We start from the raw sequence: 24,919 nt of genomic DNA, 5'->3' as shown, positions 1-24,919 counted from the left end.
CCTTCGCTCATGTGCCGGTGGGGACGGCGGTGCGCGTACGAGGACGGGGGACCGGGCGTCGTATCAGGAAGGTCGCGGCGTAGACGGCCGTGGCGGCGGCCATGATGGCGAAGCTCGGCGGCATCTTCGGCACCGCGTACGAGGCGAAAAGCCCCGCCCACATCTCCAGCACCGCCAGCCCTGCGGAGAGGGCGAGCGCACGGTAGGGGCGATCGGTAATCCGGATCGCGGCGCCCGCAGGGGCGGCGAGCAGACCGAGCAGGAGCAGGGAACCGACCGCCTGGGTGGCCTCGGCGGCGCTGATCCCGGCCAGGGCGAGGAAGCCGTAGCCGAGCAGCCGGACGGGTACCCCGCGGGCGGCGGCCACGGCCTCGTCGAGCGTGGCGAACAGCAGCGGTCGGGCGATGAGGACCACCAGCAGGCCGACCCCGGCGGCCACCAGGGCGGCGACGGCCGCGCTGCTGGAGGAGATGCCGAAGATGGAGCCGAACAGGACGCTGACGCCGGCGGTGCCGTTCGTGGTGCTGCGCGAGGTCGTGTAGAGCGTGATGAAGAAGGCTCCCAGGCCCAGGATCCAGGAGAAGACGCTCCCGATGACCACGTCGTCGGGTCGCGCCTTGCGGCCGAGGGTGCCGAAGAGCAGCGCCATGGCGATGGTGGCGGCGAACAGTCCGAGGCGAAGGTCGGCGCCGAAGGCGAGAGCGGCCATCGCGCCGGTGAAGGCGACATGACTGAGCGCGTCCCCGGTGAAGACCTGGGCCCGCAGCACCAGGAAGTAGCCGACCAGCCCGCAGGCTGCGGCGATGGCGGTCCCGGCGAGGAAGGCGTGCAGGAAGAACGGGTGGGACAACGGGGACGCGGCGAGCAGGACCGTCATGCGACCACCTCCTTGGCAGCGGGCGTGGCCCCGGCCCGGGTGCGAGTGAGTACCTCGCGCAGCGAGCGTCGGCCCAGTGCGAGCAGGTATCCGGCGAAGGCGATGGTCGTCACGAAGAAGCCCAGAGGGTAGGGCCAGTAGTAGGCGGCGGTCAGCCCCAGCCAGGTCGCGGCGAAGGCCAGCAGGACGGCCAGGGCCAGACTCAACGCCGGGCGGGCAGTGAGGACTTGCGCGGTGGCGGCCGGGATCACCATGAGCGCGAAGACCAGGAGGGTCCCGGTGATCTGGCTCGCCTCGGCGGTGGCCGCACCGAGCAGGACGAGGAAGACCACCGACAGGGCGCGGACCGGCACCCCGCGCCCGCCGGCGACCTGCGGGTCGACCGACGCGAACAGCAGCGGCCGTCCGATCAGCGCCAGCATCGCGAGCACCACCGCGCCGACCACCGTCAGCACGGTCACCTGGGAGGAGGTGATTCCCAGGAAGGTGCCGAAGAGGATGGTCTGCGGCCCCTCCAGCAGCCCTCTGTACAGGGCGGTGAACAGGAAGCCGGACGCGAGCAGGAACGCCTGCACGGTCCCGGTCAGCGCCGACTCCTCGTGCTCTCCGCCGCCCCGCAGGGCCGCGATGACCAGCGCGGCGGCCACACACAGCGTGAAGTAGCCGTAGACCGCGCTGAACCCGAGCAGGAGCGCTCCGGCGGCGCCGGGGAAGGCGACGGCGGAGACGGTGTGCGCGGCGAACGTCTGCCGCCGCAGCACCACGAACCACCCCACGACCGCCGAGACCACGGCCACGACCGCGCCGGCGCGGAACGCGTTGACCATGAAGGGATAGGACCACATGTCCTGGAAGTCGGTCAGGAGGTTCCACGACCAGGTTGGTGCCCCTGTCTCAGCCAGCAGCATGACTGCTCCCCGGGGTGTCGTGCCGGTCGGTGTGCACGGCCGGTGCCTCCGGCTGGCCCACGACGACCAGCCGCCCGTCCGAGGTCTGCAGCACCTCGACCGGTGTGCCGTACAGCCGGGTCAGCGTCTTTGAGGTGATGACCTCGGTCGGTGTGCCTGCGGCGGCGCCGCCCTCGGCCAGGTACACCACCCGGTCCAGGTGGTGGAGTATCGGGTTCACATCATGGGCGACCATGACCACCGAGACACCCTCGTGATGGCAGATGCGCCCGATCAGCGCCGCGACGGCGCTCTGGTTGGGCAGGTCGAGGCTGTCCAACGGCTCGTCCAGCAGGAGCAGTTCGGGCCTGCGGACCAGTGCCTGGGCGATCAGTAGGCGCTGCTGCTCGCCGCCGGAACACTGCCCGATGGGCCGGTGTGCGTACGCCGATGCTCCGACCAGCTCGATCACCTCGTCCACCCGCGCGCGGGCGGACCGCCGACGCGCGCTCGGGATCGGCAGGGGCACCCCCCACCGGTCACCGTCCAGGCCCATGCGCACCACATCGACACCGCGAATGCGCAGATTGGCGTCGAAACTGCGCCGCTGCGGCAGGTAGCCGATGCGGTCGTTGGCCTGCCCGGGCCGGGCGCCGAGCACCCGAACCTCGCCGGCCACCGCAGGCAGAGCACCCAGCAGAACCTTGATCATGGTGGACTTGCCGACGCCGTTGGGGCCGAGCACGGCGGTGAACTCGCCGGCCCCGATGTGAAGGTCCACCCCCGACCACAGCGTCCGGCCGCCGACGCGCACGGCGGCGCCGCGCAGGGCGACCACCGGGCCGCTTCCTGTTCCTGCGGCCGTGTCGTGACCCCCGCCTCGGTGGCCGGGGATGGCGTGGCCGCCGGTGTGTGTGACGGCTTCGCGGGCCTTCGCTATCGGGTTCATGGCTTCAGTTCACTTCCCGGTGGCCTTGGCCAGGGCCTGCTCGATGCCCTGCAGCTGGGTGGTCTGCCACTGCTGGAAGGTGGCCCCGGCGGGGGTGAGGGTCTCGGTCACCGTGGCGACCGGGATGCCCTGGGCCTTGGCCCCCTTGACCTGCGCCTGCACGTCCGGTGTGGAGTTCTGGGAGTTGTAGACGTAGATCTTGATCTGCTTGTTCTTGATCTTCTGGTCGATGGTGGCCTTGTCCTTGGCCGTGGGGTCGGAGCCCTCGCTCATCGCGTCCAGGAACGTCTCCGGAGTGAGCATCTTCAGCCCCAGGCCCTCGGCGAGCGGCGTGACGATGGACTCGGAAGCACCGATCGGCGTGCCCGCGTACTTCGCCTTGATGTCGGCGATGAGCTTGTTGTAATCGCCGAGCGTTTTGGTCTCGAAGGTCGTCTTCTGCTGGTCGAAGTAGGCCGCGTCGGCCGGGTCGATCTTCTTGTAGTCCGCGGTGATCTTCTCGATGACCTGGTGGACGTTGTCGGGGGAGTACCAGCGGTGCGGGTTGCCGCCCGGCTTGATGCCGACCAGGTCGCCGACCTTGAGCTGGGTGCGTCCGCTGCCGGGGTTGGCGGCCAGCAGCTTGTCCGCCCAGGCGTCGTAGCCGATGCCGTTGACGATCGTGTACTGGGCGCCGGCCACGGTACGGGCGTCGGCGGCGGTCGGCTCGTAGTTGTGCGGGTCGGCGTCAGGGTTGGTGATGATACTGGTCACCTTCACGTGGCTGCCGCCGAGCTGGGAGGCGATGCTGCCCCAGAAGTTCTCGGCCGCCACCACCTGGATCGTCTTGCCCGACCCGCTTGCGCTGCCGGTCGCGGCGGTGTCGGTGGTGTGCGAGGAGGAGGTCGAGCAGGCGGTCGCCGTCACGGCCGTCAGGGCGGCCGTCGCGGTGACCAGTGCGATCCTCGCGGTCGGCCGGGTGGAACGGGAGGCGGGGGCGGTGGACATGCGGAGCTCCTTCGGGCGATGCCGGGCGCGCGACGGACACGCGCCGACCGTGTGGCGACACCTTCGACGCTAGATGGAAATGATTTTCAGATCAATGCCAGATGAAAACCGTTGCCATCTCTTGACCGGGCGTACGACTGCTCGGGGGCTGCAGGAAGGGGGTGCGGCGGATGCCGCCGGGACAAGCGCTGGCGGCCGTCGCTCACGAGGACCGGGTGTCCTGGTGGGCGACGGCCGCCGAGGGGGCGAAGTGGCCGGCCTGACTGCCGAACGCCGTCTCCGGCAGTCGGCGGTCGCGACCGGCAGTGGTTCAGCAGTCGCGGAACTCCGGCGACTGGTTGAGGATCTGCGCCCGGAGCGAGGTGAAGCGGATGTGAGTCTCGCCGCCGCGTGCCTCGGGGTGGAAGGCGGCGACGCGGTGGCAGTTCTGGAAGGCGAGGGCGATGCCGAAATGGCGTTCCAGGCTGCCGCGGATGGCGTCACTGGAGAGGGCGCGCAGGAGCTGGCCGCGCTCCTTCTCGGAGGGCGGCGGGGTCTGGTTGTCGGCGAACTCCGCCGTGCCGGACCGCAGTTCCTCGGCGAGGCGGGCGATGAGGTCGTAGGCATACGGCAGGGAGGTGCGCACCGTTTCCACGAAGTCCTGCTCCCGTACCTCGCCGTTCTCGGCTTCGGTGAGCAGCTGCGGGGAGACGTCGAGTGACATGAAGGGCTGTCCTGTTCTGTGGTTCTGTTCTTGAGGGAGTGAAGGTCAGACGAGGGCGGTCAGTGCTGTGGGGCCGTGCCGGAAGTCCGGGTCTACCTGGGTGGCGAGGTCCTGGCCGGTGGCCTCGTTGGCCCAGGCGGCGGCGTTGCGCAGGTGGAACTCCACGGCGTGCCTCTGGAAGGCCGCCCAGTCCTTGGGGCGGGCGTCCACGGCCGCGCGCAGCAGGTCCAGGGTGCGGGTGTTGTGCGGCTCCAACTCGCCGTGGCCGCGGCCCTGTTCCTGGGCGCGTACGTAGGAGGACTGCGCGAGGTGTGCGAGCAGATCGTCGCCGACGTGCTCCTTGAGGAAGAGCAGGTCGTCCTCGCCGGTGACCTTGTTGCCGACGACGGCGACCGGGATGTCGAACTCGGCGGCGTGGTCGCGGTACTGGCGGTAGACGGAGAGGCTTTTGCGGGTAGGTTCGACGACCAGGAACGTCATGTCGAAGCGGGTGAACAGGCCGGAGGCGAAGGCGTCGGCGCCGGCGGTCATGTCGACGACGACGTACTCGCCGGGTCCGTCCACGAGGTGGTTGAGGTACAGCTCGACCGCGCCGAGCTTGGAGTGGTAGCAGGCCACTCCCAGGTCGCTCTCCGCGAAGGCGCCGGTGACCATGAGCGGTACGCCACCGACCTCCTGGACGTGGTGGCTGTGCACCTCGTCGTCGCCGAGCAGCCGCAGCAGCCGGGATCCGCGTCCGGGCGGGGTCGTCTTCACCATGGCTTCGATGGAAGGGATCCGCGGATTCGTGCCCCGCAGGTACTCCTTGATCTCACCGGTGCGCACGCTGAGCGGCGGCGCAGCGAAGGCCTCGTCCTCGTCGAGGCCGAGGGCGTTCGCCAGGTGCTGGTTGATGTCGCCGTCGATCGCGACGACCGGCGCTCCCGAGTGCGCCAGGTGACGCGAGAAGAGGGCCGACAGGGTCGTCTTGCCGCTGCCGCCCTTGCCGACGAAGGCAACGCGCATGGCTAGCCACTCCCTATATTGAAAATGGATGTCATAAGCATAGGCTGGGGGTGTGGCCGGGTGCTGTCAAATCGCCAGGGCTTCAACTTGCCGACAGCCATGGCCTGTTGGGGCGCCCGCAGCGGCAAGCGGGGGATCCCTTTCACCCACACGGAGGAGACTCAGAGATGAGCGATACCGCAGGCGGCCGTCAGAGCCGCCCTTTCACCCTCGTGGTCTGCGGCTCATGCCGTGCCGCCGCGAGGGGGCGGGTGATGGACGCCCTGCGCCGTGCGGTCCGGGAGTGCCCGCACGGGGTGATGGTCTCCACCGGTTGCCTCGCGAGGGTGCTGCACTGCCGCGGGCGCCGCGGGCTGCATGCCGCCGTGCAGCCGTGCGGGGCCGACCGCAGGCCGAGTGGTGTCGTCGTACGCCTCGGTCCGCTGGTGACGGAAGCCGACGCCGAGGCGGTGGGGGAGTGGCTTCGGGCCGGAATGCCCGACGACGGCACGCTGCCCGACCGGCTGCGCGCGGCCCCGGCGCCGCAGCAGGTGGCACACCTCAACTGACGCACTGCTCCTGGATGCTGTGCGTCAGCCGATGTCGCGTACGCCGAGGCGCAGGTGCTCGATGTGGTGGACGGCCTGGTCGAGGAGTTGGGCGACGTGGTCGTCGTAGAGGCTGTAGACGATGCGCCGGCCGTCGCGGCGGCCGGTGACCAGACCCAGGGCGCGCAGCAGGCGCAGTTGGTGGGAGACGGCGGACTGTTCCATGCCGATGCCGGCGGCGAGTTCGCCGACGGGGTACGGGCGTTGCCGCAGGGTGGTGAGGATCAGCAGGCGGGATGGCGTGGCGAGGGCCTGGAGCGTCGTGGCGACGGAGGCGGCGGTGGCTTCGTCGAGCCGGGCGGCCGCGAGGATGCCGCGGCCGCCGGCGTCGAGGTCATCGGCGTGCACGGGCGCGGGCCTCGCGCGGCGGGCGGATCAGCTGGAGGGCCAGGGTGGCGGGCGGTTCGGCGATGCCGGGTCCGCCCGCCTGCGCCCAGCGCAGCAGGTCGTCCGTGCTGTCGTCGTCCATGGCGAAGCCGACCCAGACGGCGCGGCCCCCGGCCCGACGCCCGGCGGTGGAGGGCTGGACGACGATGACGTTGGCCTGGTCACAGGGGCCGAGGCAGTCCGTCGTACGGACCTGGAAGCCGTGTTCTGCCGCGCCGGCGCGCAGTCGGTCCAGTTGCCAGGCGTGGTCGGTGCCGGGGTGCTTGCGCGGGTTGCCGCAGCAGCAGCCCCGGCACACGACGATCGTGCAGGGGCGGGGAGCGGCCGCCCGGATGACGGACCGGTTCACAGCGCGGTCCGGGACGGCACGCCGTACGTCCGGATCCGGCCGTCCCGCCAGGCGACGGCCAGCAGGTGGGGACCCGTCCAGGCCACTGCGGCGACCGCCGCGCCCGTGCCGTCCAGTTCGCGCGCGGGCCGCAGGCGCGCCTGGGGCCGCCCGGCCGTGGCGTGCCACAGGGCTACGGTGCCGTCGGCGCCGCCGCTGGCGAGGTGCCCGCCGGCGCCCGGCCGCCAGGCCAGCGCGGTCACCGTCTCGTGGCAGCGCAGCGAGCGCGGAGCCGTGCCCTCCGGGCCCTTGCCGGAGAAGTCCCACACGGTTACGTCGGGTGCGCCGTCGGCGGCCAGCCAGAAGCCGGTGTCGTCGAAGGCGAGCCGGGAGACCTTCTCCGGGTAACCGGACATGGTCAGTTCGCCGCCGTCGCGGGCGCGCCAGATATGGATGGAGGCGTCCTGGTTGCCGCTGCAGATCCACCTCCCGGTGGGCGCGACGGCGAGCGCGAGGTGCGAGCCGACGTAGGGGTAGGTGGCGACCGGCTTCTCGGTGTGCCGCTCGTGGCAGCGCACGGCCCCGTACGCCGCCACGGCCAGGCGCCGCCCCTGCCGCATCCAGGCGACGTCGGTGACGGTGGACGCCGCGGGCTCCGTACGCCACAACTCGCCGCCGTCCGCGTCGAGTACGAGCGCGCGGCGGCCGGAGGCGACCGCGACCCGGGTGCCGTCGGCCCAGGCGGCGGCCGCCGACCAGGCACCGGACTCCCGCACCGTCGTACGCCCGTCGGAGCGGCGCCACAGCGCGTACCCCATCGGACCGGTCGCCACCACGTGCCCGGCATCCGGGGAGAGCGCGACCGCGAGTGCACCTCCGGGAAGGCTGAACGCCCCGATCTCGGCGCCCATCGCCGCGTCGAGAACCTTCACCATCCCCTCGGCCCCGGCGACGGCGACCAGATCGCCCCGCGCACTGAGGGCGACAGGTGCGTCGTCGACGCCGGCTTCCCAGGCGAGCGGGGACTGCACCGTCGTACTCACGCAACTGCCCCCGTCGTGGCCAGGCAGTCGGCGAAACCGCGTTCGAGGGCGTTGCGGTCGAGGTTGCGGCCGATGAACACCAGCTTGTTCGCGCGGCGTTCGCCTTCCGCCCAGTCGCGTCCGAAGGTGCCGTCCAGCAGCATGTGGACGCCCTGGAAGACGTACTGCTTGGGCGCTCCGGCGATGGCCAGGATGCCCTTGGAGCGGAAGAGGTCGACCCCCTTGGTGCGCAGCAACTGGCCGAGCCAGGCGTTGAGCCGGTCCTCGTCCAGCTCCCCGGTCAGCTCGATGCCGACCGAGGTGACGGTGGTGTCGTGCTGGTGCTCGGTCTCGGTGAGGAAGGCGGGGTCGTCGGCGAGCACCCGCTCAAGGTCGAACGCGCCCACGTCCAGCACTTCGTGGAGATTGATGCGCGCGTGCTGTGCGGGGATGATCTGCACTCCGCCGTTGATGGCCCGGATGCGGCGTACGACCTGTCCGATGGTCTCCTCCCCGGCCAGGTCTGTCTTGTTGAGGACGACGCGGTCGGCGAAGGCGATCTGCTCGACGGCCTCGTTCTCCACGCCCTCCGGCTTGACCTCGTCCAGGTGCTGGAGCACGTGGGCGGCGTCGACGAGGGTGACGATGGCGTCCAGCCGCAGCTGGGCGGCGATCTCGTCGTCCATGAAGAAGGTCTGCGCGACGGGCGCGGGGTCGGCGAGGCCGGTGGTCTCGATGAGGATGTGGTCGAACTTCTCGCGGCGCCGCATCAGCGCACCGAGGATGCGGATCAGATCTCCGCGCACGGTGCAGCAGATGCAGCCGTTGTTCATCTCGAAGATCTCCTCCTCGGCGTCGAGGACGAGGGCGTCGTCGATGCCGACCTCGCCGAACTCGTTCTCGATGACCGCGATCCTCATGCCGTGGTTCTCGGTGAGGATGCGGTTGAGGAGGGTGGTCTTGCCGGAGCCGAGGAAGCCGGTCAGGACGGTGATGGGGACCCTCCCCCAGACTTCGTCCGGGGGTGCCCCCACGTCGCGCGGTTCTTCGGTTACGGGGGTGGTCAAATCGGTCTCCTAGTCGTGCTGTTCAGCGGCGAGCAGGGCGGCCCGCAGGTCGTCCTCGGTGATCTGGTCGGCGGGGCGGTGCAAGTCCAGCGTCGGGCGTCGCCCTCCATCGGCAGCACGACGACGACCGTTTCCAGCGGCGGGCAGCCTGGTTCGGTGCAGGCGAGCTGGCGGATCAGGACGGCGGTGTCGTCGTCGAGATCGAGCAGGGCGCGCACCGTCTCCTTTAGCTCACGCAGCTGCGGACTGGGCCCCGGAGGCCCGGGGTGAGCTCCCAGTGGCATGGCTGTTCCTCTCCTCCATCTCCGTCCCCGGACGGCCGGCCTCCGTCGGTGTGGGGCAGACAGTCGGCGCAGACGCCGGTGAGTTCGACGGTGTGCTCCACCGTGGTGAAACCGGTCGCGGCGGCGATCCGGCCCGCCCACTCCTCGACGACCTCGGAGTCCACCGGCCGGCTGCGGCCGCAGTCGCGGCACATCAGGTAGTGGCGATGCCCGTCGGCCGGACGCAGCCGGTAGAGCCGCCCGCCGGTCTCGTCGCGTATGACGTCCACACCGCCGTCCGCCTCCAGCTCGCGCAGGGCGCGATAGACAGTGGTCAGGCCGATCGCGTGGTCGCCGACCACCAGAAGGGCGTACAACTCCTGGGCCGACACGAAGTCCTGGCAGCCCGCGAGTGCCCGCGTGACCGCCTTGCGTTGTCGGGTCGTCCGGCCGCCCATGGCGCATCACCCCCTGTGGCTCGTGCCGGGTCGGCACCTCTACCGTAGATGGAAATGAAATCCATGTCCATATGAGTGGTCGGTCATGTGTCACTGTGCGACGCCTCGCTTCGGCGGCGCTGCCGGAGCAATCGGACGGCAAGGCCCGCCGCACCAGTGCTGGTGTGACGGGCCGTGGGGCTGGACGGGTCAGCGGCGGCCCTCCTCGCGGGACCTGTCGTGGAGAGCCTGCGTGTGCTTGACCGTCGGCCTGTTCGAGGTCCTGGATGCTCAGGCTGGAGGAAGACGTGGACGCTCACGCTCTGAGTCGTCAGGGGTGGACGATCTCTGCGATCGCCCGGCATCTGGGGCGTGACCGCAAGACGACCCGTGCGTATCTGAACGGGGAGATCGAGCCGGGCCGGCGCCGTCAGGCTCCGGATGCGCCGGTGCCGTTCCGTCCCTTGTCACCGAGCGCGCTCGGGACCAGGCCGTCCTTCTTCATCTGCTTGCACAGCGCCACCAGCGCGTCCCAGGTGGCGGGAACCTGGTAGCCGTACTTCTGGAAGACGCTCTTGCGGTAGAAGACCGCCCACGGGTACCTGGTCAGCGGCACGAAGTAGTACTAGCCGTCCGCGCCCTTGCTCAGCTTCTTCATCGCCTCGGGGAAAGTTGCCCCCGATCTTCTCCCACACGTCGTCGATCGGGCTGGCGAGACCCTTGGCCGCGAAGAACTGCATGCGGTAGCCGGCGGACCAGTTGAACACGTCGTCCGGCGTGCCCTGCAGGTAGGAGTTGATCTGCTCCTGGAAGGTGTTGTGGTCCTTGGTGTTGACCTCGACGGTGAGGCCGGACTGCTTGGTGAAGGCCGTGTAGATCTCACCGTAGGCCTTCTTCGGTACGGCGTCCGACTGGTTGCAGCCGAGGGTGGCGGTCTTGGGGTCCAAGCCACTTCCGCTGCCGCCACAGGCGCTCAGCAAAGGGATGCCCGCACCCGCGAGCAGGGCGGCGCCACTCACACCGCGCAGCAGACTGCGACGGCTCGGCGCGGGGAGGGAGAGACCCGAAGGGGAGAGGTCCATGTACGGCTCCTGGACAGGGCTGCTGCACCCAAGGTGCGGCAGGTCGGCCCGATGCCATGAACAGCGCGACGTTGGAGTCCTCCAGTTCGCGGCGCCCCGGGGTCCACAGCAGCTCGGTGTCCGGCGTCACGGGTGCCCTCCGGCGGGGGTTGTTGCCCCGAGCGGTGCGCTTGCGGAGTCGGACTCCAGGGTGCGGATGAGTTCCTCGGCCAGGGACCACTGGCCGTACCCGGATGCCGGGTTGAGGTGGCCGACCGGGCCCAGCTCCACGAGACGGCTGCCCCAGCTGCGGGCGAGCCCGGCGACGCGCTCCGGCGCCGCGAGGGGGTCGTCGGCGCTGGCGGCGACGATGCTGGGGAAGGGCAGCGGCTGGCGGGGCACGGGGGTCCAGCCGTGGTCCACCAGGTCGGCGGGGGTGGGGTAACCGTCCGGCAGGGGTGTCTCGAAGTCCGGGGGCGTGGCGAGCAGCGCGCCGCGTACGTCGGCGCGGTGGCGCCTGGCCCAGTGCACGGTGGTGATGGCTCCGGCGCTGTGGGCGACCAGCAGGACGGGTCCGTTCAACGGCGCCAGCGTGGCGGCCAGGTTGCCGACCTGGACGTCCAGACTCAGTCGGTTCCCCTCCACCGGGGGAACCGCGCGAAGGGCGCGGCCGGCCTGGGCCAGCCGTTCCGCCAGCAGGGTCTGCCAGTGGCCGTCAACGTGGTCGCGCAGACCGGGGACGATGACCACGGTGGGTTCCGCGATGGCGCTCATGAGGGGATCTCCGACGGGTGCTTGGGCTCGGCCTTCACAGCGAGGTCGTCGAGGCGGAGCAGGTCGCGTTCGTACCAGTGCCGGCCGACCAGGAAGGCCACCGTGGCTCCGAGCGCGACGAGTGGCACGATACGCAGGGCGCCCAGCAGGCCGAAGTGGTCCGCGAGCGCACCCGTGACAGCGGGGCCCGGGGCCAGCCCGAGCAGGCTGTTGGCCAGGGTGAGGGTGGCGAAGGCGGTTGCGGCGATGGCGGCGGGGGTCAGGTTGGCGACCATGGCCGCCGCGGGTCCGGCGGAACCGGCCGACAGCAGGGCGCCGACGGCGAGGGCCGACAACTGTGCTGGCCCGGTGGGCAGTTGGAAGGCAAGGGTCAGCAGGAGGAGCGAGCCGAGGCTGCAACCGACGGCGACGGCCCACTTGCGGATCGGGGTGGTGGAGCTGATGCGGTCGGAAGCGATGCCTCCGAAGATCATTCCGAAGCCGATGACCATCGCATAGCCGCCGGCGACCGCGCCCGCGCCGGCCGTGGTCATGTGGTAGTAGCGGTTGAAGAAGCTGGGCAGCCAGGACAGCAGCGCGCCTGCAATGAACAGTTGCAGTCCGCTGCCGACATAGGCACTGACGACGGAGACGGAGGAGAACAGGCGCGGCAGGTGGGCGCGTAGCTGCCGACGCTCCTGCACGCCGTCCTCGCCCCTGGTGAGCCGTCCGCGCGGCGCGAGCCTGCTCTCCTTGACCACGACTCCGTACACCACGGCGAGCACCAGGCCGAAGATTCCCATCGCGGCGAACGCCCAGCGCCAGCCGGCCGCCTGGGCCACGGCGCCACCGACGGCGACGCCGAGCACCGAACCGAAGGCTCCGCCTGCGATGAAAGCGCCGGAGAGGGTGGCCCTGAGGGTCACCGGGAAGACACTGAGAACCACGGCGATTCCCACACTGCCGTACGCCGCCTCGCCGATGCCGACGAAGAGACGGCCGACGAACATCTCGCCGTAGCCTGCCGATACGGCGCATCCGAGGGTGGCCAGGCTCCACATCGTGGCGGCGATCAGCAGGCTGCGCACCCTGCCCCAGCGGTCGGCCATGAGGGACATGGGGAAGGTGAGCACGCCGACCGCCAGGGCCACGATGCCGCTGAGCGAGCCCAGGGCACCGTCGGACAGCAGCCATTGGGCCTTCAGCATCGGGAAGACGGCGTTGAGGACCTGTCGGGACATGTAGTCGGACAGCAGCAGGCCGAAGCCGAGCGCGAAGACCGTCCAGGCATAGCCTTTGGACTCGGGCCATTCCGACGCTGATGCGGTCGGGGCCGTGGACTGCGCAGTGGTGTGAAACTCCATTGTCATCACCTCGACTGCTTGGGGAAGGGCAGGTCAGAACGGTCTGTCGCCGACGATCCCGGCGCGCTCCATCTTGCGGACGGCGGGCCAGTAGTCCTGGACGGCGTAGTGCTGGGTGGAGCGGTTGTCCCAGATGGCCACGCTGCCCGGACTCCAGCGCCAGCGCACCTGGTACTCGGGGATGGCAGCCTGGCTGATCAGGTAGGTGAGCAGGTGGCTCGCGCCTGGCGCGTAGTCCTGGCCGAAACGCACGTTCTCGGGCGTGTGGTAGTTGACGAAGTGCGTCGCGAAGGCGTTGACGAACAGGATCTTCTCGCCCGTCTCGGGGTGGGTGCGCACCACCGGGTGCTCGGCGTCCGGGAACCGCTCCTTCAGCGCATGGCGCTTTTCCTCGGGCATGACGGCGCCGAAGGTGGCCTCGATGCTGTGGCGGGCGCGCAGCCCCTCGATCGTGGTCTTGATGTGGTCGGGAAGCCGGCGGTACGCCTCGGCCATGTTGACCCAGATCGTGTCACCGCCGACCGGGGGTGATTCGACGCAGCGCAGTACCGCGCCCATCGAGGGGTTCACCCGCCAGGTGCCGTCCGTGTGCAGGGCGTTCTCGTAGTGCTCCGGGGGGCTGTCCAGGTCCTTGTAGATGCGGACCAGTCCGGGGTGGTCGGGGTCGCTGCCGGCGACGGGGTGGTCCTCCAGCGGGCCGAACCGCGAGGCGAACGCGACGTGGTCGGCACGCGAGATGTCCTGGTCCCGCAGGAAGAGGACCTTGTACCGCAGCAGCAGGCTCTTGATCTCGGCGAACAGGTCGTCGTCACGGGCCGCGTCGGCGAGGTTCACGCCGGTGATCTCGGCTCCGATGGTGCAGGTCAGCGGCTCGGCTTCGACGGACGTGCGGCGCGCGCTCGGGCGCACCAGTGCCGGGGCCTGCCGTAGCGACGGCGAAACGGTGTCTGGCATGGGTGCTCACTCCCTGGGTGGATACGGGGTGCGCCCTCTCACAGGACGAAGACCGAGGACCCGGTGGTCCGGCCGGCTTCCAGGTCGCGGTGCGCCTGCTCCGCGTCCTCGAGGGCGTAGCGCTGATTGATTTCGATCTTGATGCGCCCGGAGGAGACGTGCTCGAACAGCTCCCCGGCCAGCGCGGCGCGCTCGGCGGGATCGGCGATGTAGTCGGCCAGGGCGGGCCGGGTGACGAACAGCGAGCCACGAACGGCCAGTTGCATGGCGTCGATGGGCGGTACGGGACCGGAGGCGGTGCCGAAGCAGACCAGCAGGCCACGGCGGGACAGCGAGGCCAGGGAGCCGGCGAAGGTGTCCTTGCCGACGCTGTCGAGCACCAGAGGTACTCCGGCGCCGTCGGTCAGTTCCCGCACCCTGTCGGCGACGTTCTCCTGCCGGTAACGGATGACGTGCCGGCATCCGTGTGCGTGGGCGATCTCCGCCTTCTCCTCGCTGGAGACCGTTCCGATGACACGGATGCCGAGCAGGGCGGCCCACTGGGAGACGATCAGGCCCACGCCGCCGGCCGCCGCGTGCAGCAGTATCGTGTCCCCCTCCCGCAGCGGGTGGATCCTGCGCAGGAGGTAGGCCGCCGTCAGGCCGCGCATGGTCATCGCGGCGGCCGTCTCGCAGCTGATGTCGGCGGGCAGCCGGATCAGGTGCGAGGCGTCCATGACCCGTTCGGTGCTGTAGGCCCCCAGCGGGCTTCCGGTGTACGTCACCCTGTCCCCCGGGGCGACGTCGGTGACGCCCTCGCCGACGGCTTCCACCACTCCCGCGGCCTCGACGCCGATGCCGTCGGGCAGCCGTACCGGGTAGAGGCCGGTACGGAAGTAGGTGTCGGCGAAGTTGAGGCCGACGGCCTCGTGCCGGATGCGCACCTGGCCCGGTCCGGGGTCGCCGACGGACACCTCCTCCCAGGTGAGGACGTCAGGGCCACCGGTTTCGTAGAAGCGGACGGCGTGTGCCACGGAGAGCTCCCGGAGGGGGTCGCAGGGGTGGGGATGGAGGCCGGATATCCCGGGGGATCAGCCCTGGACGTCGCGCAGCATGAAGCCGCGCTGTCCCGGGCGGCGGTTGGGCACCATGCCGAGCCGGGCGAGGGTCTCGTCGGCATCCGCGTAGTACTCGCCGAGCTTGTAGATCCGCTTGGCGTCCGCCCCGGTGGCGATCTCCCGGCCGAGCGCCTCGGAGATCCTCACCATCTGCTCGACCTGGGCTACGGAGGACATCCGCTCGCCCTTGGCGCGCCACAGGTTGTCCTCGTTGCCGACGCGCACGTGCTGGCCGAGGGCGATGGCGACGGCGTTCATCGGGGCCACCGCCCGCATGGAGCTCTCGATCGTCAGGACGGCGCCGTCCGGCACGCGGCGGATGAACTCGACCAGGTCGGCGGGGTGCCGGCCGGCGAAACCGCCGCCGATGGCCACGTAGTTGAGGATCAGCGGCCCGGTGTAGATGCCTGCGCGGATCAGCCGCTCCACGGTCTCCAGCTGGGCCAGGTGGGCGAGCTGGAAGTGGGGCTGTATTCCGTTGGCGTGCAGGCGCTTGAGGTGCTCCAGGTAGAACTCCGGACCGGCCTCGACGACCATGTCGCGGTAGGCGCGGTAGTAGTCCGGCTTCGCGATCGACGTGCCCTGAAGGTCGTCGTCGTTCATGATCTCGACGATGTTCATCTGGCTGGTGTTGATCGCGATCGTCACCTGGTCCGGCGCCGGGGTGAGCTCGGCCAGCAGGTGGCGGGTGTCGTAGGCGAGCCACTTGGCGTCGCCGCCCTCTCCCTCGGGGGCGAAGGAGATCGAGCCGCCGATCTGGAGCACCATGTCCGGCACGGCCTCGCGCAGCCGCCCGAGCAGTTCGTTGAACATGGACATCCGCTTGGAGCCCTTGCCGTCGAGCTCACGCACGTGGATGTGGAGCACCGTCGCGCCGGCGTTGTAGCAGTCGACGGCCGCCTGCACGTGCTCGTCCATGGTCAGCGGCAGGTCGTCGGCGTCGCCGGGAAGCCATTCGGGGCCGTACGGTGCGGCCTGGATGACCAGCTTCTCCTGGTTCTCGGGGAAGAGGGAGTCGTCGTGGAAGTGCACGGAGCTTCTCCTTGTCGCAGGGGTGATCGCGGCACGGGGCAGGCGGCGGACGCGACGACAGGGCGTGCGGCAGCGGACGTCCGGGCCGGTGGCGACACCTGGCCCAGGCGGTCTCGGGCCGGTCCGGAGGGAGTGCTCTCAGGGGAGCAGCAGAGCGCCCCCTCCGGAGGCCGGCCGCCTGCGCGGTGGTGCAACCGTAGGGCGGGCACTGCGCGCCTGCTTTGCCTGTGGTGACAGGTGACTTGCCGATCGGGGACACACCTGCGGATCCGTAGGCCGTACCGTCCCCGCGTATGCCGCGGGCTCAGCTCCCGCCGAGGCCTGCCGAGCCGCTCCGGCTCTTGCGCCACTCCCGTGGACCGGTGCCGAAGTACTCGTGGAACCAGCGGGAGAACGCACTCAGCGAGGAGAACCCCAGCAGGGTGGAGACCTCGGTCAGGGAGCGGCTGGGATTGGCGACGAACTGCTCCGCGAGCCCCATGCGGGTCGAGTTGAGCAGGGAGGAGAACGTCTCGCCGGAACGGGCGAGATGACGGTGCACGGTGCGCCGGTCGACACCGAGGCTGCGCGCGATCTGCTCGATGGAGCAGCGCCCGGTCGGCAGCAGCGCCTCGATGAGGTCGCGCACCCGGTCCACCTCGGACGCCTCCCTGGGGGCCGCGACGGGCTCGAAGTACTGGCGGGTGTAGCTGCGCAACTGCGCGTCGGCCATGGCGTTGGGGGCGTCCAGGTCCTCGGCGTAGCAGACGATGCCGTTGAAGTCGCGGTCGAACTCCACCACGGGCCCGAACAGGCGGCGGTGGCCGGCAGTGTCCCGCGGCGCTCGGTGGGCGAAGCAGACCGATGACGGGCGCCAGTGCGGGCCGAGGAAGCCGCACAGCACGCGGTGGAACGCGCCCACGGCGAGCTCCGTGCCCTGCCGGGCCGGCTGCGGCTCCCCAAGCCTGAGGTCCACCTTGAGTGTGGCCACCCCGTTGCCCTCGGAGAGCCGGGCGTGCAGGACCTCGTTGTACGTGTGCTGGTGGCGGATCAACAGTGCCAATGCGCTGCGGACATCGGGCTCTTCACGGACGAGCAGGCTGATGGGGCCGAGGTTGGAGAAGCGTCGCAGTTCCGCCAGGAGCAGACCGAAGTCCTCACGACCGGAGGCAGCGGCCGACAGTTCCAGCAGTCTGACGACCGCTGTGCCGGAGATCCACCGGTCCTGCACGGCCAGGTCCGCGGTGTCCAGGCCGACGCTCTTCATCAGTGCACGGGGATCGAGACCGAGGGAACGGCTCAGCTCGACGTAGCCGTTCAACGCGGCGGTGCGGGCAAGGGGCCTCATGGGCACGCTCCAGGGCGGCAGGGTCCCCAAAAGTTAAGTTTCCCGTCCCTGTGCGTCAAGCAGGGGAGGCGAGTGATTCGTAGCATCCCCCATCAACGCGACCGTGTGGCGACCGGCAGCAGTGCCGCCCGACCGCCGCACCGCTGGAAGAAGCTGCTCGGCTCACAGACCTCGCGGAGGCGACCATGGCCGAAACCCCGGATACGAGGACGGCGCCGACCGATCCGTTCAAGGGTCCCGCCCTGTGGTACGGACCCGATGTGGCAGACCGTGACGACTGGATGGTGTGGCTGTCCGCCGAGCACCGCCAGGAACTGCGTACGGCTGTGCACACCGCCCGCGGGCGAGGCGCCACCCTGCTGCGGATGATCGTCGCCGACTTCCCCCTGCCCGCGCTCGCTGCCGAGCTCGCGCGCGCCGCGGCGGCGCTGGCCGAGGGGCCGGGCTTCGTCCTGCTCCGGGGCGTTCCGGCGGATCTGCTCGGCGAGGCGGAAGCGAGCATCGTGCTGCGCGGCATCGGCCAGTACCTCGGCAGGCCCGTCCCGCAAACCGCCGACGGCCGCATCCTCTGCCACATCCGGGACATCGGCGCGGTGCCGGGCCTGCCCCGGGCGGCGCTGCCGTTCCGCACCGCCGAGTCGGACCTGCTCGGCCTGCTGTGTCTGCGGCCGGCCCGCTCGGGCGGCCGGACTCTGCTGGCGAGTGCGGCCGCCGTACACAACGCCGTACTCGGTACCCGCCCGGACCTCGCCGGGCGCCTGTACCGCAGTCATCTCTTCGACCGTCAGGAGGAACGGGCGCCTGGTGAGGAGGCGTACCTGGCCTCTCCGCTTGTCATCCGGCACGGCAACCGGCCCAGCATGCGCTACGACCGCGCCCGCTTGGCGGGCGCCGCACACACTGCCCACGACTGTGATCCGGACGGTGCCCGGGCCGCCGACCGGGAGCTGTACGACCTCATCGAGACGACGGCCGGCTCGCCCGCCGTCCGGCTCGAAATGGATCTCCAGCCCGGTGACCTGCTGCTGGTCGACAACCACGTCGTGCTGCACGCCCGCTCGGCGTACAAGGACTTCGACGCACCGGAGCGCAGACGCCACCTTCTGCGCATGTGGCTGGCCCGCGACGAGGACGCCGCCCCGACCGTCCGGTCAGCCGGACCGAACTTCCACCCCGTGCCACGCACCGGCGTCACTCCGAGCGATGTCATCCGCCCCCGGAGCCTGCGCAGAGCGCGCCCGGGCTCTGGATTCATGCCGCATCGTACCCACTGACACGAATCGAGGACGGCCCAGTCATGCCCAATCTCGCCACGCTCCTGGTGAACTCCGCCGCCGTGCACGGAGCGCACGTCGCCGTACGCCACGACAACACCACCCTGACGTACGAGCAGCTCGACGAGGCGAGTGCCCGGCTCGCCACGGTTCTGCACGACCGGGGTGTCAGACCGGGCGACGTGGTCACGATGACCATGCCCAACGTGCCGCTCTTCCCGGTCGTGTACTACGGCATCCTGCGGGCCGGCGGCGTGGTGGTGCCGATGAACCCGCTGCTCAAAGCCCGAGAGGCAGCCTTCGTGCTCCGCGACTCCGGCGCTCGGACGGCGCTGGTCCACCCGATGTACGCGGACGAGGTCGGCAAGGCGGCGACCGAGACCGGAGCGAAGTGCCTGCTCACGGACCCCGACGCCTTCCACGCGCTGCTGCTCGCTGCCGAGCCCATGGCGGGTGTCGTCGAGCGGCCCGACGACGCCACCGCCGTGATCCTGTACACCTCGGGCACCACCGGCACGCCCAAGGGAGCCGAACTGACCCACCGCAACCTGCTGACCAACACGGCCACCACCGCGCAGACGCTGCTCCGTCTCGGCCCGGACGACGTCCTGTTCGGCGGCCTGCCGCTGTTCCACGCCTTCGGGCAGACCTGCGCCATGAACACGGCCGTGGCCGCCGGCGCGACGCTGACCCTGCTGCCCCGGTTCGACCCGGGGCGAGCACTGGAGATCATGCAGCGGGACCGGGTCACCGTCTTCCTGGGCGTGCCGACGATGTACTCCGCGCTCTTGCACGCCGAACGCCCGGACGGGCACGGAATGCTGCGGCTCCGGCTCGCGGTCTCGGGCGGTGCCGCCCTGCCAGTCGAGGTGCTGCGCGGCTTCGAGCGGACCTTCGGGGCGACCGCCCTGGAAGGCTACGGCCTGTCCGAGACGTCTCCTGTGGCCGCCTTCAACCATCCGGACCGACCACGCAAGGCCGGCTCCATCGGCACGCCCGTGCGGGGAGTCGAGATGAAACTGGTGGGGGACGACGGATGCGCGGTGGAGCCCGGCGAGGTGGGCGAGATCGCCGTCCGTGGTGAGAACGTGATGAAGGGCTACTTCAACAACCCGGAAGCCGACGCTCTCGCCCTGCGTGACGGCTGGTTCCACACCGGCGACCTGGCACGCGTCGACGAGGACGGCTTCTACTTCATCGTGGACCGGAAGAAGGACCTGATCATCCGGGGCGGCTACAACGTGTATCCGCGGGAGATCGAGGAGGTGCTGTACGGGCACCCTGCGATCGCCGAGTGCGCGGTCGTGGGTGTTCCCGATCCGCTGCACGGTGAAGAGGTGGCTGCGGTCGTGGTCCTCCGGACCGGCGAGGAGGCCACCGCGGAGGAGATCCGCGACTACGCCAAGGAGCGCGTCGCGGCTTACAAGTACCCACGCATCGTCACCCTGGCCACCGAGCTTCCCAAGGGCTCCACCGGCAAGATCCTCAAGCGCGAACTCAACGTGCCGCTGCCGCTGACGACCCGGGACCCACTCCACTCCTGAGTGGATGTCCGGGGAAACCTCTCGGGCTCCGGCAGCGGCGTCCGAGCACGTGGAACCTGGTCAACGCGTTCCCGCGGCTTCTGGGACACTCCGGCGCCTGCTGAGAAGCGTGGCGATCGGGAGGGCCGCCGCCAGGCCGCTCAGGAGGATCGCGGCGAGTGCGCCGAACGGCAGCAGGGCGTCCAGCGCCGGCGTACGCCTCCTCCCCGGCAGGGGCTGGTTCGCCGGGGGCTGGTAGCTTCGGGGCGCGTCAAACGGATCGGGGTGTTCAGGATGGACACGCAGGGGGCTCACAAGCACCGGCACCAGCAGCGAGGGCGGGCTGATGGCGGCCTGATGTTCAGGCGCCGCCGCGAGCGTGGCAGTTGGCGGCTCACCGCCGACGGCTTGGACCACGATGCGGCGTTGGCGGTGCTGCGTAAACGGCGTTCGTCGGTCGGCGCATGGCCGGCCTGCCGTGTCGGCTCGGGCGGCTCGATCGCGCTCAACGCGCCGGGCCGCAATCAGAGCGCCAAGTTCCGTGGCCGGCTTGACGTGGTGCCGGATCCGCAAGGAGGCGGGAGAGCACTGGTGGTCTCCGGAGTGATGCTGGAAACCATGAACGGGGTCATGCTTGCGCCGTTGTTCGGCTTCGTGACGCTGATGGGGCTCGCGATCTTCCTCCTCGGGGCGCTGACGGTCACGATCCCGCCGCTGGTGATCGGCCTGGTGTCGACGCCGCTGATGGGTACGCTGACCGTGCTCTTCGTGCGCGGCCGCGGCCGGGCGTACGACCTCGACGCCCACCGGCTCTACCGCGACCTGCACAAGCTCCTGGCGCCTTTGCACCCGGAGCCGCTTGAGGACTCCCGGCGGCTGGCGGGGCCCTGACGGACAGCGCGACGACCGACCCGGTCGGCGATGTCGCCTGCGAACTCCGACCGGGGTGGCCCATGGCGGCGACGTCGGCGACCTCCCGCGCCTGGCGGTCGTGTTCGAGGCCGCCGACGTCACCCCGAGCAAGCTCGGGTCGGCCTGAGGTGTGGCCGGTACGGCGCGGCAGGCTGAGGCTGAGCCTCGGTCGCGGTGGAGGTCCGGCCGAGACCGGTGCAGATCCCTGAAGGCCCTCATTACTGCTGGTCAAGACTGCTGACTCGTAGACATGATGGGGTCGTTCGTGTCGTACGACGTACGGACTCCCTCATGGCTCTGCCCCTGCTCAGTCCCGATCAGCGTCGGGATGCTCTCGAGAAGGCCGCCGCCGCGCGCAAGGAGCGGGGCGAGGTAAAGGACGCCCTCAAGCACGGCAGGATGTCCCTCGCCGAGGTGCTGGCCGGCGACTCCGAAGCCATCCCCAAGGTGACGGTCTGCGCCCTGCTCGAATCCCTCTCGACGTCGGCAAGGTGCGGGCCCACAAGCTCCTGTCGGAGACGGAGATCTCCGAGAGCCGGCGCGTACGCGGCCTGGGCACTCAGCAGCGCGACCGCCTTCTCGAACGGTTCGCGACGCAGCGCTGTCCGGCGGCGTCCCGGCGCATGACGGCCCTGACGCCGGGCACGGGTCAGGGCCGTCAGCCACACGAGTACCGGCGCAGGGGCCGGAGGGAGACACCGTGTCGTCATCTCCAACGCAGTCGGCTGCCGGGAGGTCACGCCCGGCCGGAGCTGATGCCGGGCCGCTGACCTCAGCGGGTGGGGTTGATGGCGATTCCTGACAACGGCTCTGGCCGTAGTTCCGTGAAACAGCTGGCGGCGAAACGGCGTGCAGTTGGGACGCTCGATCCTTTCCGGCTGCGGCCGGGGTGGGCCTGCCCCGGAGCCGCGTCGCCACGTCAGGTTTACTCAGTTACCGCTTCATGCCTGCTACCTACGCGCATGCTTGGATGCACTTCGCGTTCGATGTGCGGCATGAGCTCCGGGATGTAGATCTTCTGGATGGCGTCACCGGCATCGTGAGCCTCCCAGTGGGCGCGGCTGGCCCAGCGCTCGACCAGGACGAAGCGGCTGGGGTCCTGGTGTGACTGGTACGCCTCCCAGCTGACGCAGCCGTCTTCTGCCAGACACAAGGGGCGCATCCGAGACAGAGCATCGGCAACCGCGTCGACGTTGGTGGTCTCGCAGACCCGGATGATGACGATGAGGTCGAACAACGTACTCCTCAGGGGTGGGTGAGCTCCCGTCAGTAGCGTGGGGGCTCGGACAACCAATTAGGGTAAGCGATCTTTCGTCGCTTGTTCTGGCCTGCTGTTTCACGAAATCGCGGCCAGAGCCCTGAAAACGACCAGTGAGCCTCCTCGCCCCACTCGGTCCGGAGCCATGCTCAAGACCTAATAGCAGTGCACGGTGACGGGTGACCCCTACTCAAGATCCCGGAGTTCGACTCCTTTCCACAGGCAGAGGGCCTCGTCGCCGTGCAGCTGCCGGAGCATGTCGTAGACCTCCACGATGACGTCATGATCGTGACCTGAGCCGTCCGTACGGCCACCTCTCCCTCAGGCCGCCGACGACCTCGCTGAGGCCGCGGCGGAGGCGTTCGCCGAGCATCCGGACGCCGAGATCCTGGGCAGCTTCCCCGGGATCGGGCCGCTCACCGGCGCACGCGTCCTGGCCGAGATCGGCGACGACCGTTCCCGCTTTGCCGACGCCCGCGCCCTGAAGGCGTATGCCGGCGCGGCCCCGGTCACCATCGCCAGCGGCAGGAGCCACGTCGTGCGCCACCGCCGGGTGAAGAACCAGCGGCTGGCCGCCGCGGGCTACGTCTGGATCTTCGGGGCGTTGCCCTACCCACGGGTCAAAGCGGAGTACGACCGTCGCCGCGGCCTCGGCGACCGGCGCACCGCCGCCATGCCCAACGTCTTCAACCGCCTCCTCGGCAGCCTGTTCCACTGCTTGCAGACCGGGCAGAAGTTCGATCCCGACAAGGCGTTTCCCGCCACGAGCCCGGCGGTCGTTCCGCTCGCGGCTTGACTTCTTACCAAGCTCGGATGTCTGTGGATCGAGCTCGGGGAGCATGCGAAGGGCGTACCTTCCCGAGTGATCGATTGATGGTCATCGAGTAGGCCGGTTCGCAGCACCGGTCGGGAAGGCACGCCCGTGCTCAGCGTAGTCAACGACGACGGCACCACCGTCAACGGCTCCTGCCTGATCGACGAGATCGTCCGGGAAGGCGCAAGGAGGATGCCGGCCGCCGCGCTGGAAGCCGAAGTCAACGCCTACAAAGCCGAGTTGGCCGACCAGCACGACGAGAACGGCCGGCGGCTCGTGGTCCGCAACGGCTACCACCAGCCCAGGAAGGTCACCACCGCGGCCGGGGTGGTCGAGGCCACCGGCGAGCGCAAGCGGTTCTCCTCCGCGATCCTGCCGCCGTGGTGCCGCAAGTCCCTGAAGATCAGTGAGGTGCTGCCGCTGCTCTACCTGCACGGCCTGTCCTCCGGTGACTTCGTGCCCGCCCTGGAGCAGTTCCTCGGAAGTTCGGCCGGGCTCTCGCCCGCGACGGTCACGCGGCTGACTCAGCAGTGGCAGGCCGACCACGCCGCGTTCATGGACCGCGACCTCGCGGAGGTCGACTACGTGTATGTGTGGGCCGACGGTATCCACCTCAGCGTCCGCCTGGAGGAGGCCAAAGCCTGCGTCCTGGTGCTCATCGGGGTCCGCCCGGACGGCTCCAAGGAACTGGTGGCGCTCAAGGACGGCTACCGCGAGTCCGCCGAGTCGTGGGCCGACGTGAGGCGCGACTGCGCCCGCCGGTGCATGCGCGCCCCGGTCCTCGCGGTCGGCGACGGCGCCCTGGGTTTCTGGAAGGTTCTGGCCGAGGTGTTCCCCGAAACCCGCGAGCAAAGGTGCTGGGTTCACAAAACGGCCAACGTCCTCGACTCCCTGCCGAAGTCCGCGCAGCCCGGCGCGAAGAAGGCCGTCCAGGACATCTACAACGCCGAGAACCGCGCCCACGCCGAGGCGGCGATCAAGACGTTCGCCAAGCTCTACGGCGCGAAGTTCCCCAAGGCCGTCAAGAAGATCACCGACGACCAGGACCAGCTGCTGGCCTTCTACGACTTCCCGGCCGAGCACTGGATCCACCTACGCGCCACCAACCCGATTGAGTCGACCTTCTCCACGGTCCGGCTGCAGACCAAGGTCACCCGCGGGGCCGGCTCCCGCACCGCTGCCCTGGCCATGGTCTTCAGGCTCGTCGAGTCCGCCCAGCAGCGGTGGCGGGCCGTGAACGCACCCCACCTCGTCGCCCTCGTCCGCGCCGGAGCGCGCTTCGAAGGTGGCCGGCTGATCGAACGGGCCCAGGAGCGGGCGGCATGACGGTTATCGGCCTGCGGTCGGCCACCTCTGCGGACAGCGAGTACTGCTTCCAGCTGCACAAGCCCGCCATGGGCGCCTACATCACGGCCATCTGGGGCTGGGACGAGCAGGTCCAACGCGACTTCCACGCCAACGCGTTCACCCCGGACCGATGGCAGATCATCACCGTCGACGGCACGGAGGCAGGCATGCTGCACGTCGAGCACCGGCCCAGCGAGATCTACCTGGCGCGGATCGAGCTCCACCCCGACCACCAGGGACGTGGCATCGGCGGCCGGCTCATCCGCGGCCTCCTGCACCAAGCCCGCCAGCAGGGTCGGGACCTCACCTTGGACGTCCTAGTCGTCAACCAGCGGGCCCAGGCCCTCTACCGGCGACTGGGCCTGCACGAAGTCACTCGTCACGGCGAGAACAACATCAAGATCAGGATGTCCACCAAGCCGCCTCAGCCTGGCCCGATCCACAGATCTTGACAATGCCTCCGATGCTGGTGCCCTTCCGTACAGGGCGGCCAGACGATGGCATGACCTTCCTCGTCGCGCACTTCCTCAAGGACCAGGTCCTGTACTTGATCGGCGAGCATCCAGATACACCCGTCCAGATCCCGTGCGGGATCAACTGCCAGATGCCCGATTCTCCGGCCGGCCACGGACAGATCTGCTCGGAGCAGTCCATCGGTCAAGCCGCTGCTGTCCCCTTTGAGACGGGCAGACAGTCCTGACGCG

The 24,919-nt window shown here is 70.0% G+C and carries 26 protein-coding genes and 3 pseudogenes; 9 read left to right on the top strand and 20 right to left on the bottom strand.

Annotation, left to right across the window (positions count from 1 at the left end):
* Window positions 1–7 precede the first annotated feature (7 nt).
* From ACWC2T_RS38115 to ACWC2T_RS38090, 6 genes are all read right to left on the bottom strand, one after another.
* The gene (locus tag ACWC2T_RS38115; RefSeq protein WP_450674913.1) at window positions 8–877 is read right to left on the bottom strand and encodes a metal ABC transporter permease; all 870 of its coding nucleotides are present in this window, start codon (window positions 875–877) and stop codon (window positions 8–10) included.
* Entirely contained in the window at window positions 874–1,785 is a 912-nt protein-coding gene (locus ACWC2T_RS38110; RefSeq protein WP_450674912.1) for a metal ABC transporter permease, read from the bottom strand. The genes ACWC2T_RS38115 and ACWC2T_RS38110 overlap by 4 nt, the downstream gene beginning before the upstream one ends.
* Complete coding sequence (locus tag ACWC2T_RS38105; protein WP_450674911.1) at window positions 1,772–2,713, bottom strand: metal ABC transporter ATP-binding protein; 942 nt, start codon at window positions 2,711–2,713, stop codon at window positions 1,772–1,774. Before ACWC2T_RS38105 ends, ACWC2T_RS38110 begins: the two co-directional genes overlap by 14 nt.
* A gap of 9 nt (window positions 2,714–2,722) precedes the next feature.
* Window positions 2,723–3,700 carry a metal ABC transporter solute-binding protein, Zn/Mn family gene (locus tag ACWC2T_RS38100; RefSeq protein WP_450674910.1) on the bottom strand — a complete coding sequence of 326 codons (978 nt, stop codon included), beginning with the start codon at window positions 3,698–3,700 and terminating at the stop codon, window positions 2,723–2,725.
* A 310-nt stretch (window positions 3,701–4,010) separates the two neighbouring features.
* Complete coding sequence (locus tag ACWC2T_RS38095) at window positions 4,011–4,403, bottom strand: SCO5389 family protein (protein ID WP_450674909.1); 393 nt, start codon at window positions 4,401–4,403, stop codon at window positions 4,011–4,013.
* A gap of 45 nt (window positions 4,404–4,448) precedes the next feature.
* On the bottom strand, window positions 4,449–5,408 hold the full coding sequence (locus tag ACWC2T_RS38090) for an ATP-binding protein (RefSeq protein ID WP_450674908.1): 960 nt from the start codon (window positions 5,406–5,408) through the stop codon (window positions 4,449–4,451).
* Between the two features lie 167 nt (window positions 5,409–5,575).
* Here ACWC2T_RS38090 and ACWC2T_RS38085 point away from each other — a divergent pair, with 167 nt between their 5' ends.
* Window positions 5,576–5,956, top strand: a complete 381-nt coding sequence (locus tag ACWC2T_RS38085) for a hypothetical protein (protein WP_450674907.1) — start codon at window positions 5,576–5,578, stop codon at window positions 5,954–5,956.
* A 24-nt stretch (window positions 5,957–5,980) separates the two neighbouring features.
* On the opposite strand, the gene ACWC2T_RS38080 is transcribed toward ACWC2T_RS38085, so the two are convergent.
* The 13 genes and pseudogenes from ACWC2T_RS38080 to ACWC2T_RS38020 all read right to left on the bottom strand — a co-directional run bounded on the left by ACWC2T_RS38080 (window position 5,981) and on the right by ACWC2T_RS38020 (window position 17,087).
* Complete coding sequence (locus ACWC2T_RS38080; protein ID WP_450674906.1) at window positions 5,981–6,343, bottom strand: ArsR/SmtB family transcription factor; 363 nt, start codon at window positions 6,341–6,343, stop codon at window positions 5,981–5,983.
* Window positions 6,330–6,731 carry a (2Fe-2S) ferredoxin domain-containing protein gene (locus ACWC2T_RS38075; protein ID WP_450674905.1) on the bottom strand — a complete coding sequence of 134 codons (402 nt, stop codon included), beginning with the start codon at window positions 6,729–6,731 and terminating at the stop codon, window positions 6,330–6,332. The genes ACWC2T_RS38080 and ACWC2T_RS38075 overlap by 14 nt, the downstream gene beginning before the upstream one ends.
* Window positions 6,728–7,753 carry a WD40 repeat domain-containing protein gene (locus ACWC2T_RS38070; RefSeq protein ID WP_450674904.1) on the bottom strand — a complete coding sequence of 342 codons (1,026 nt, stop codon included), beginning with the start codon at window positions 7,751–7,753 and terminating at the stop codon, window positions 6,728–6,730. The genes ACWC2T_RS38075 and ACWC2T_RS38070 overlap by 4 nt, the downstream gene beginning before the upstream one ends.
* Window positions 7,750–8,799, bottom strand: coding sequence for a CobW family GTP-binding protein (locus ACWC2T_RS38065; protein WP_450674903.1), 1,050 nt, complete (start codon window positions 8,797–8,799; stop codon window positions 7,750–7,752). The genes ACWC2T_RS38070 and ACWC2T_RS38065 overlap by 4 nt, the downstream gene beginning before the upstream one ends.
* On the bottom strand, window positions 8,796–9,017 hold the full coding sequence (locus ACWC2T_RS38060) for a hypothetical protein (RefSeq protein WP_450674902.1): 222 nt from the start codon (window positions 9,015–9,017) through the stop codon (window positions 8,796–8,798). Before ACWC2T_RS38060 ends, ACWC2T_RS38065 begins: the two co-directional genes overlap by 4 nt.
* A gap of 8 nt (window positions 9,018–9,025) precedes the next feature.
* Complete coding sequence (locus ACWC2T_RS38055) at window positions 9,026–9,520, bottom strand: Fur family transcriptional regulator (protein ID WP_450674901.1); 495 nt, start codon at window positions 9,518–9,520, stop codon at window positions 9,026–9,028.
* 442 nt (window positions 9,521–9,962) lie between these two features.
* A pseudogene (locus ACWC2T_RS38050) lies at window positions 9,963–10,581 on the bottom strand (ABC transporter substrate-binding protein); the annotation flags it as partial.
* Between the two features lie 126 nt (window positions 10,582–10,707).
* A complete protein-coding gene (locus tag ACWC2T_RS38045; RefSeq protein WP_450674900.1) occupies window positions 10,708–11,334 on the bottom strand; it encodes an RBBP9/YdeN family alpha/beta hydrolase in 627 nt (208 codons plus the stop codon).
* On the bottom strand, window positions 11,331–12,677 hold the full coding sequence (locus ACWC2T_RS38040; RefSeq protein WP_450674899.1) for an MFS transporter: 1,347 nt from the start codon (window positions 12,675–12,677) through the stop codon (window positions 11,331–11,333). The genes ACWC2T_RS38045 and ACWC2T_RS38040 overlap by 4 nt, the downstream gene beginning before the upstream one ends.
* Before the next feature lie 33 nt (window positions 12,678–12,710).
* Window positions 12,711–13,631: a TauD/TfdA dioxygenase family protein gene (locus ACWC2T_RS38035; RefSeq protein ID WP_450674898.1), complete on the bottom strand. Its 921-nt coding sequence runs from the start codon at window positions 13,629–13,631 to the stop codon at window positions 12,711–12,713.
* Window positions 13,632–13,669: 38 nt separating this feature from the next.
* Window positions 13,670–14,644: a quinone oxidoreductase family protein gene (locus ACWC2T_RS38030; protein ID WP_450674897.1), complete on the bottom strand. Its 975-nt coding sequence runs from the start codon at window positions 14,642–14,644 to the stop codon at window positions 13,670–13,672.
* A gap of 57 nt (window positions 14,645–14,701) precedes the next feature.
* The gene (locus tag ACWC2T_RS38025) at window positions 14,702–15,760 is read right to left on the bottom strand and encodes a 3-keto-5-aminohexanoate cleavage protein (RefSeq protein WP_450674896.1); all 1,059 of its coding nucleotides are present in this window, start codon (window positions 15,758–15,760) and stop codon (window positions 14,702–14,704) included.
* A gap of 304 nt (window positions 15,761–16,064) precedes the next feature.
* Window positions 16,065–17,087, bottom strand: a complete 1,023-nt coding sequence (locus ACWC2T_RS38020) for an AraC family transcriptional regulator ligand-binding domain-containing protein (protein WP_450674895.1) — start codon at window positions 17,085–17,087, stop codon at window positions 16,065–16,067.
* A 185-nt stretch (window positions 17,088–17,272) separates the two neighbouring features.
* On the opposite strand from ACWC2T_RS38020, the gene ACWC2T_RS38015 reads away from it, so the two are divergent.
* The 4 genes and pseudogenes from ACWC2T_RS38015 to mihF form a co-directional block, all read left to right on the top strand.
* Window positions 17,273–18,361, top strand: a complete 1,089-nt coding sequence (locus ACWC2T_RS38015) for a TauD/TfdA family dioxygenase (protein ID WP_450674894.1) — start codon at window positions 17,273–17,275, stop codon at window positions 18,359–18,361.
* A 23-nt stretch (window positions 18,362–18,384) separates the two neighbouring features.
* A complete protein-coding gene (locus ACWC2T_RS38010; protein ID WP_450674893.1) occupies window positions 18,385–19,905 on the top strand; it encodes a long-chain-fatty-acid--CoA ligase in 1,521 nt (506 codons plus the stop codon).
* A gap of 273 nt (window positions 19,906–20,178) precedes the next feature.
* Complete coding sequence (locus ACWC2T_RS38005; RefSeq protein WP_450674892.1) at window positions 20,179–20,775, top strand: hypothetical protein; 597 nt, start codon at window positions 20,179–20,181, stop codon at window positions 20,773–20,775.
* Window positions 20,776–21,087: 312 nt separating this feature from the next.
* A pseudogene (gene mihF / locus ACWC2T_RS38000) lies at window positions 21,088–21,392 on the top strand (integration host factor, actinobacterial type); the annotation flags it as partial.
* Between the two features lie 329 nt (window positions 21,393–21,721).
* On the opposite strand, the gene ACWC2T_RS37995 reads toward mihF, so the two are convergent.
* Entirely contained in the window at window positions 21,722–22,033 is a 312-nt protein-coding gene (locus ACWC2T_RS37995; protein WP_450674891.1) for a putative quinol monooxygenase, read from the bottom strand.
* A gap of 346 nt (window positions 22,034–22,379) precedes the next feature.
* On the opposite strand from ACWC2T_RS37995, the pseudogene ACWC2T_RS37990 reads away from it, so the two are divergent.
* From ACWC2T_RS37990 to ACWC2T_RS37975, 4 genes and pseudogenes are all read left to right on the top strand, one after another.
* Window positions 22,380–22,850: pseudogene (locus ACWC2T_RS37990) on the top strand (IS110 family transposase); the annotation flags it as partial.
* 126 nt (window positions 22,851–22,976) lie between these two features.
* A complete protein-coding gene (locus tag ACWC2T_RS37985; RefSeq protein ID WP_450674890.1) occupies window positions 22,977–24,194 on the top strand; it encodes an IS256 family transposase in 1,218 nt (405 codons plus the stop codon).
* Complete coding sequence (locus ACWC2T_RS37980) at window positions 24,191–24,667, top strand: GNAT family N-acetyltransferase (RefSeq protein ID WP_450674889.1); 477 nt, start codon at window positions 24,191–24,193, stop codon at window positions 24,665–24,667. The genes ACWC2T_RS37985 and ACWC2T_RS37980 overlap by 4 nt, the downstream gene beginning before the upstream one ends.
* Before the next feature lie 11 nt (window positions 24,668–24,678).
* Window positions 24,679–24,915: a hypothetical protein gene (locus tag ACWC2T_RS37975; protein WP_450674888.1), complete on the top strand. Its 237-nt coding sequence runs from the start codon at window positions 24,679–24,681 to the stop codon at window positions 24,913–24,915.
* Window positions 24,916–24,919 lie beyond the last annotated feature (4 nt).

It is taken from the genome of Streptomyces sp. NPDC001393 (genome assembly GCF_053597455.1).
Note: the sequence above shows the minus strand (reverse complement) of the source record. Positions and strands in the feature narration are given on the sequence as shown.

Coding starts and splice junctions, on each gene's coding strand:
- ACWC2T_RS38110 (WP_450674912.1), bottom strand. CDS start 1,785: ATGCTGCTGGCTGAGACAGGGGCACCAACCTGGTCGTGGAACCTCCTG.
- ACWC2T_RS38105 (WP_450674911.1), bottom strand. CDS start 2,713: ATGAACCCGATAGCGAAGGCCCGCGAAGCCGTCACACACACCGGCGGC.
- ACWC2T_RS38100 (WP_450674910.1), bottom strand. CDS start 3,700: ATGTCCACCGCCCCCGCCTCCCGTTCCACCCGGCCGACCGCGAGGATC.
- ACWC2T_RS38035 (WP_450674898.1), bottom strand. CDS start 13,631: ATGCCAGACACCGTTTCGCCGTCGCTACGGCAGGCCCCGGCACTGGTG.
- ACWC2T_RS38005 (WP_450674892.1), top strand. CDS start 20,179: ATGGACACGCAGGGGGCTCACAAGCACCGGCACCAGCAGCGAGGGCGG.
- ACWC2T_RS38115 (WP_450674913.1), bottom strand. CDS start 877: ATGACGGTCCTGCTCGCCGCGTCCCCGTTGTCCCACCCGTTCTTCCTG.
- ACWC2T_RS38095 (WP_450674909.1), bottom strand. CDS start 4,403: ATGTCACTCGACGTCTCCCCGCAGCTGCTCACCGAAGCCGAGAACGGC.
- ACWC2T_RS38085 (WP_450674907.1), top strand. CDS start 5,576: ATGAGCGATACCGCAGGCGGCCGTCAGAGCCGCCCTTTCACCCTCGTG.
- ACWC2T_RS38020 (WP_450674895.1), bottom strand. CDS start 17,087: ATGAGGCCCCTTGCCCGCACCGCCGCGTTGAACGGCTACGTCGAGCTG.
- ACWC2T_RS38010 (WP_450674893.1), top strand. CDS start 18,385: ATGCCCAATCTCGCCACGCTCCTGGTGAACTCCGCCGCCGTGCACGGA.
- ACWC2T_RS37980 (WP_450674889.1), top strand. CDS start 24,191: ATGACGGTTATCGGCCTGCGGTCGGCCACCTCTGCGGACAGCGAGTAC.
- ACWC2T_RS38040 (WP_450674899.1), bottom strand. CDS start 12,677: ATGGAGTTTCACACCACTGCGCAGTCCACGGCCCCGACCGCATCAGCG.
- ACWC2T_RS38045 (WP_450674900.1), bottom strand. CDS start 11,334: ATGAGCGCCATCGCGGAACCCACCGTGGTCATCGTCCCCGGTCTGCGC.
- ACWC2T_RS38055 (WP_450674901.1), bottom strand. CDS start 9,520: ATGGGCGGCCGGACGACCCGACAACGCAAGGCGGTCACGCGGGCACTC.
- ACWC2T_RS38090 (WP_450674908.1), bottom strand. CDS start 5,408: ATGCGCGTTGCCTTCGTCGGCAAGGGCGGCAGCGGCAAGACGACCCTG.
- ACWC2T_RS37975 (WP_450674888.1), top strand. CDS start 24,679: ATGCTGGTGCCCTTCCGTACAGGGCGGCCAGACGATGGCATGACCTTC.
- ACWC2T_RS38015 (WP_450674894.1), top strand. CDS start 17,273: ATGGCCGAAACCCCGGATACGAGGACGGCGCCGACCGATCCGTTCAAG.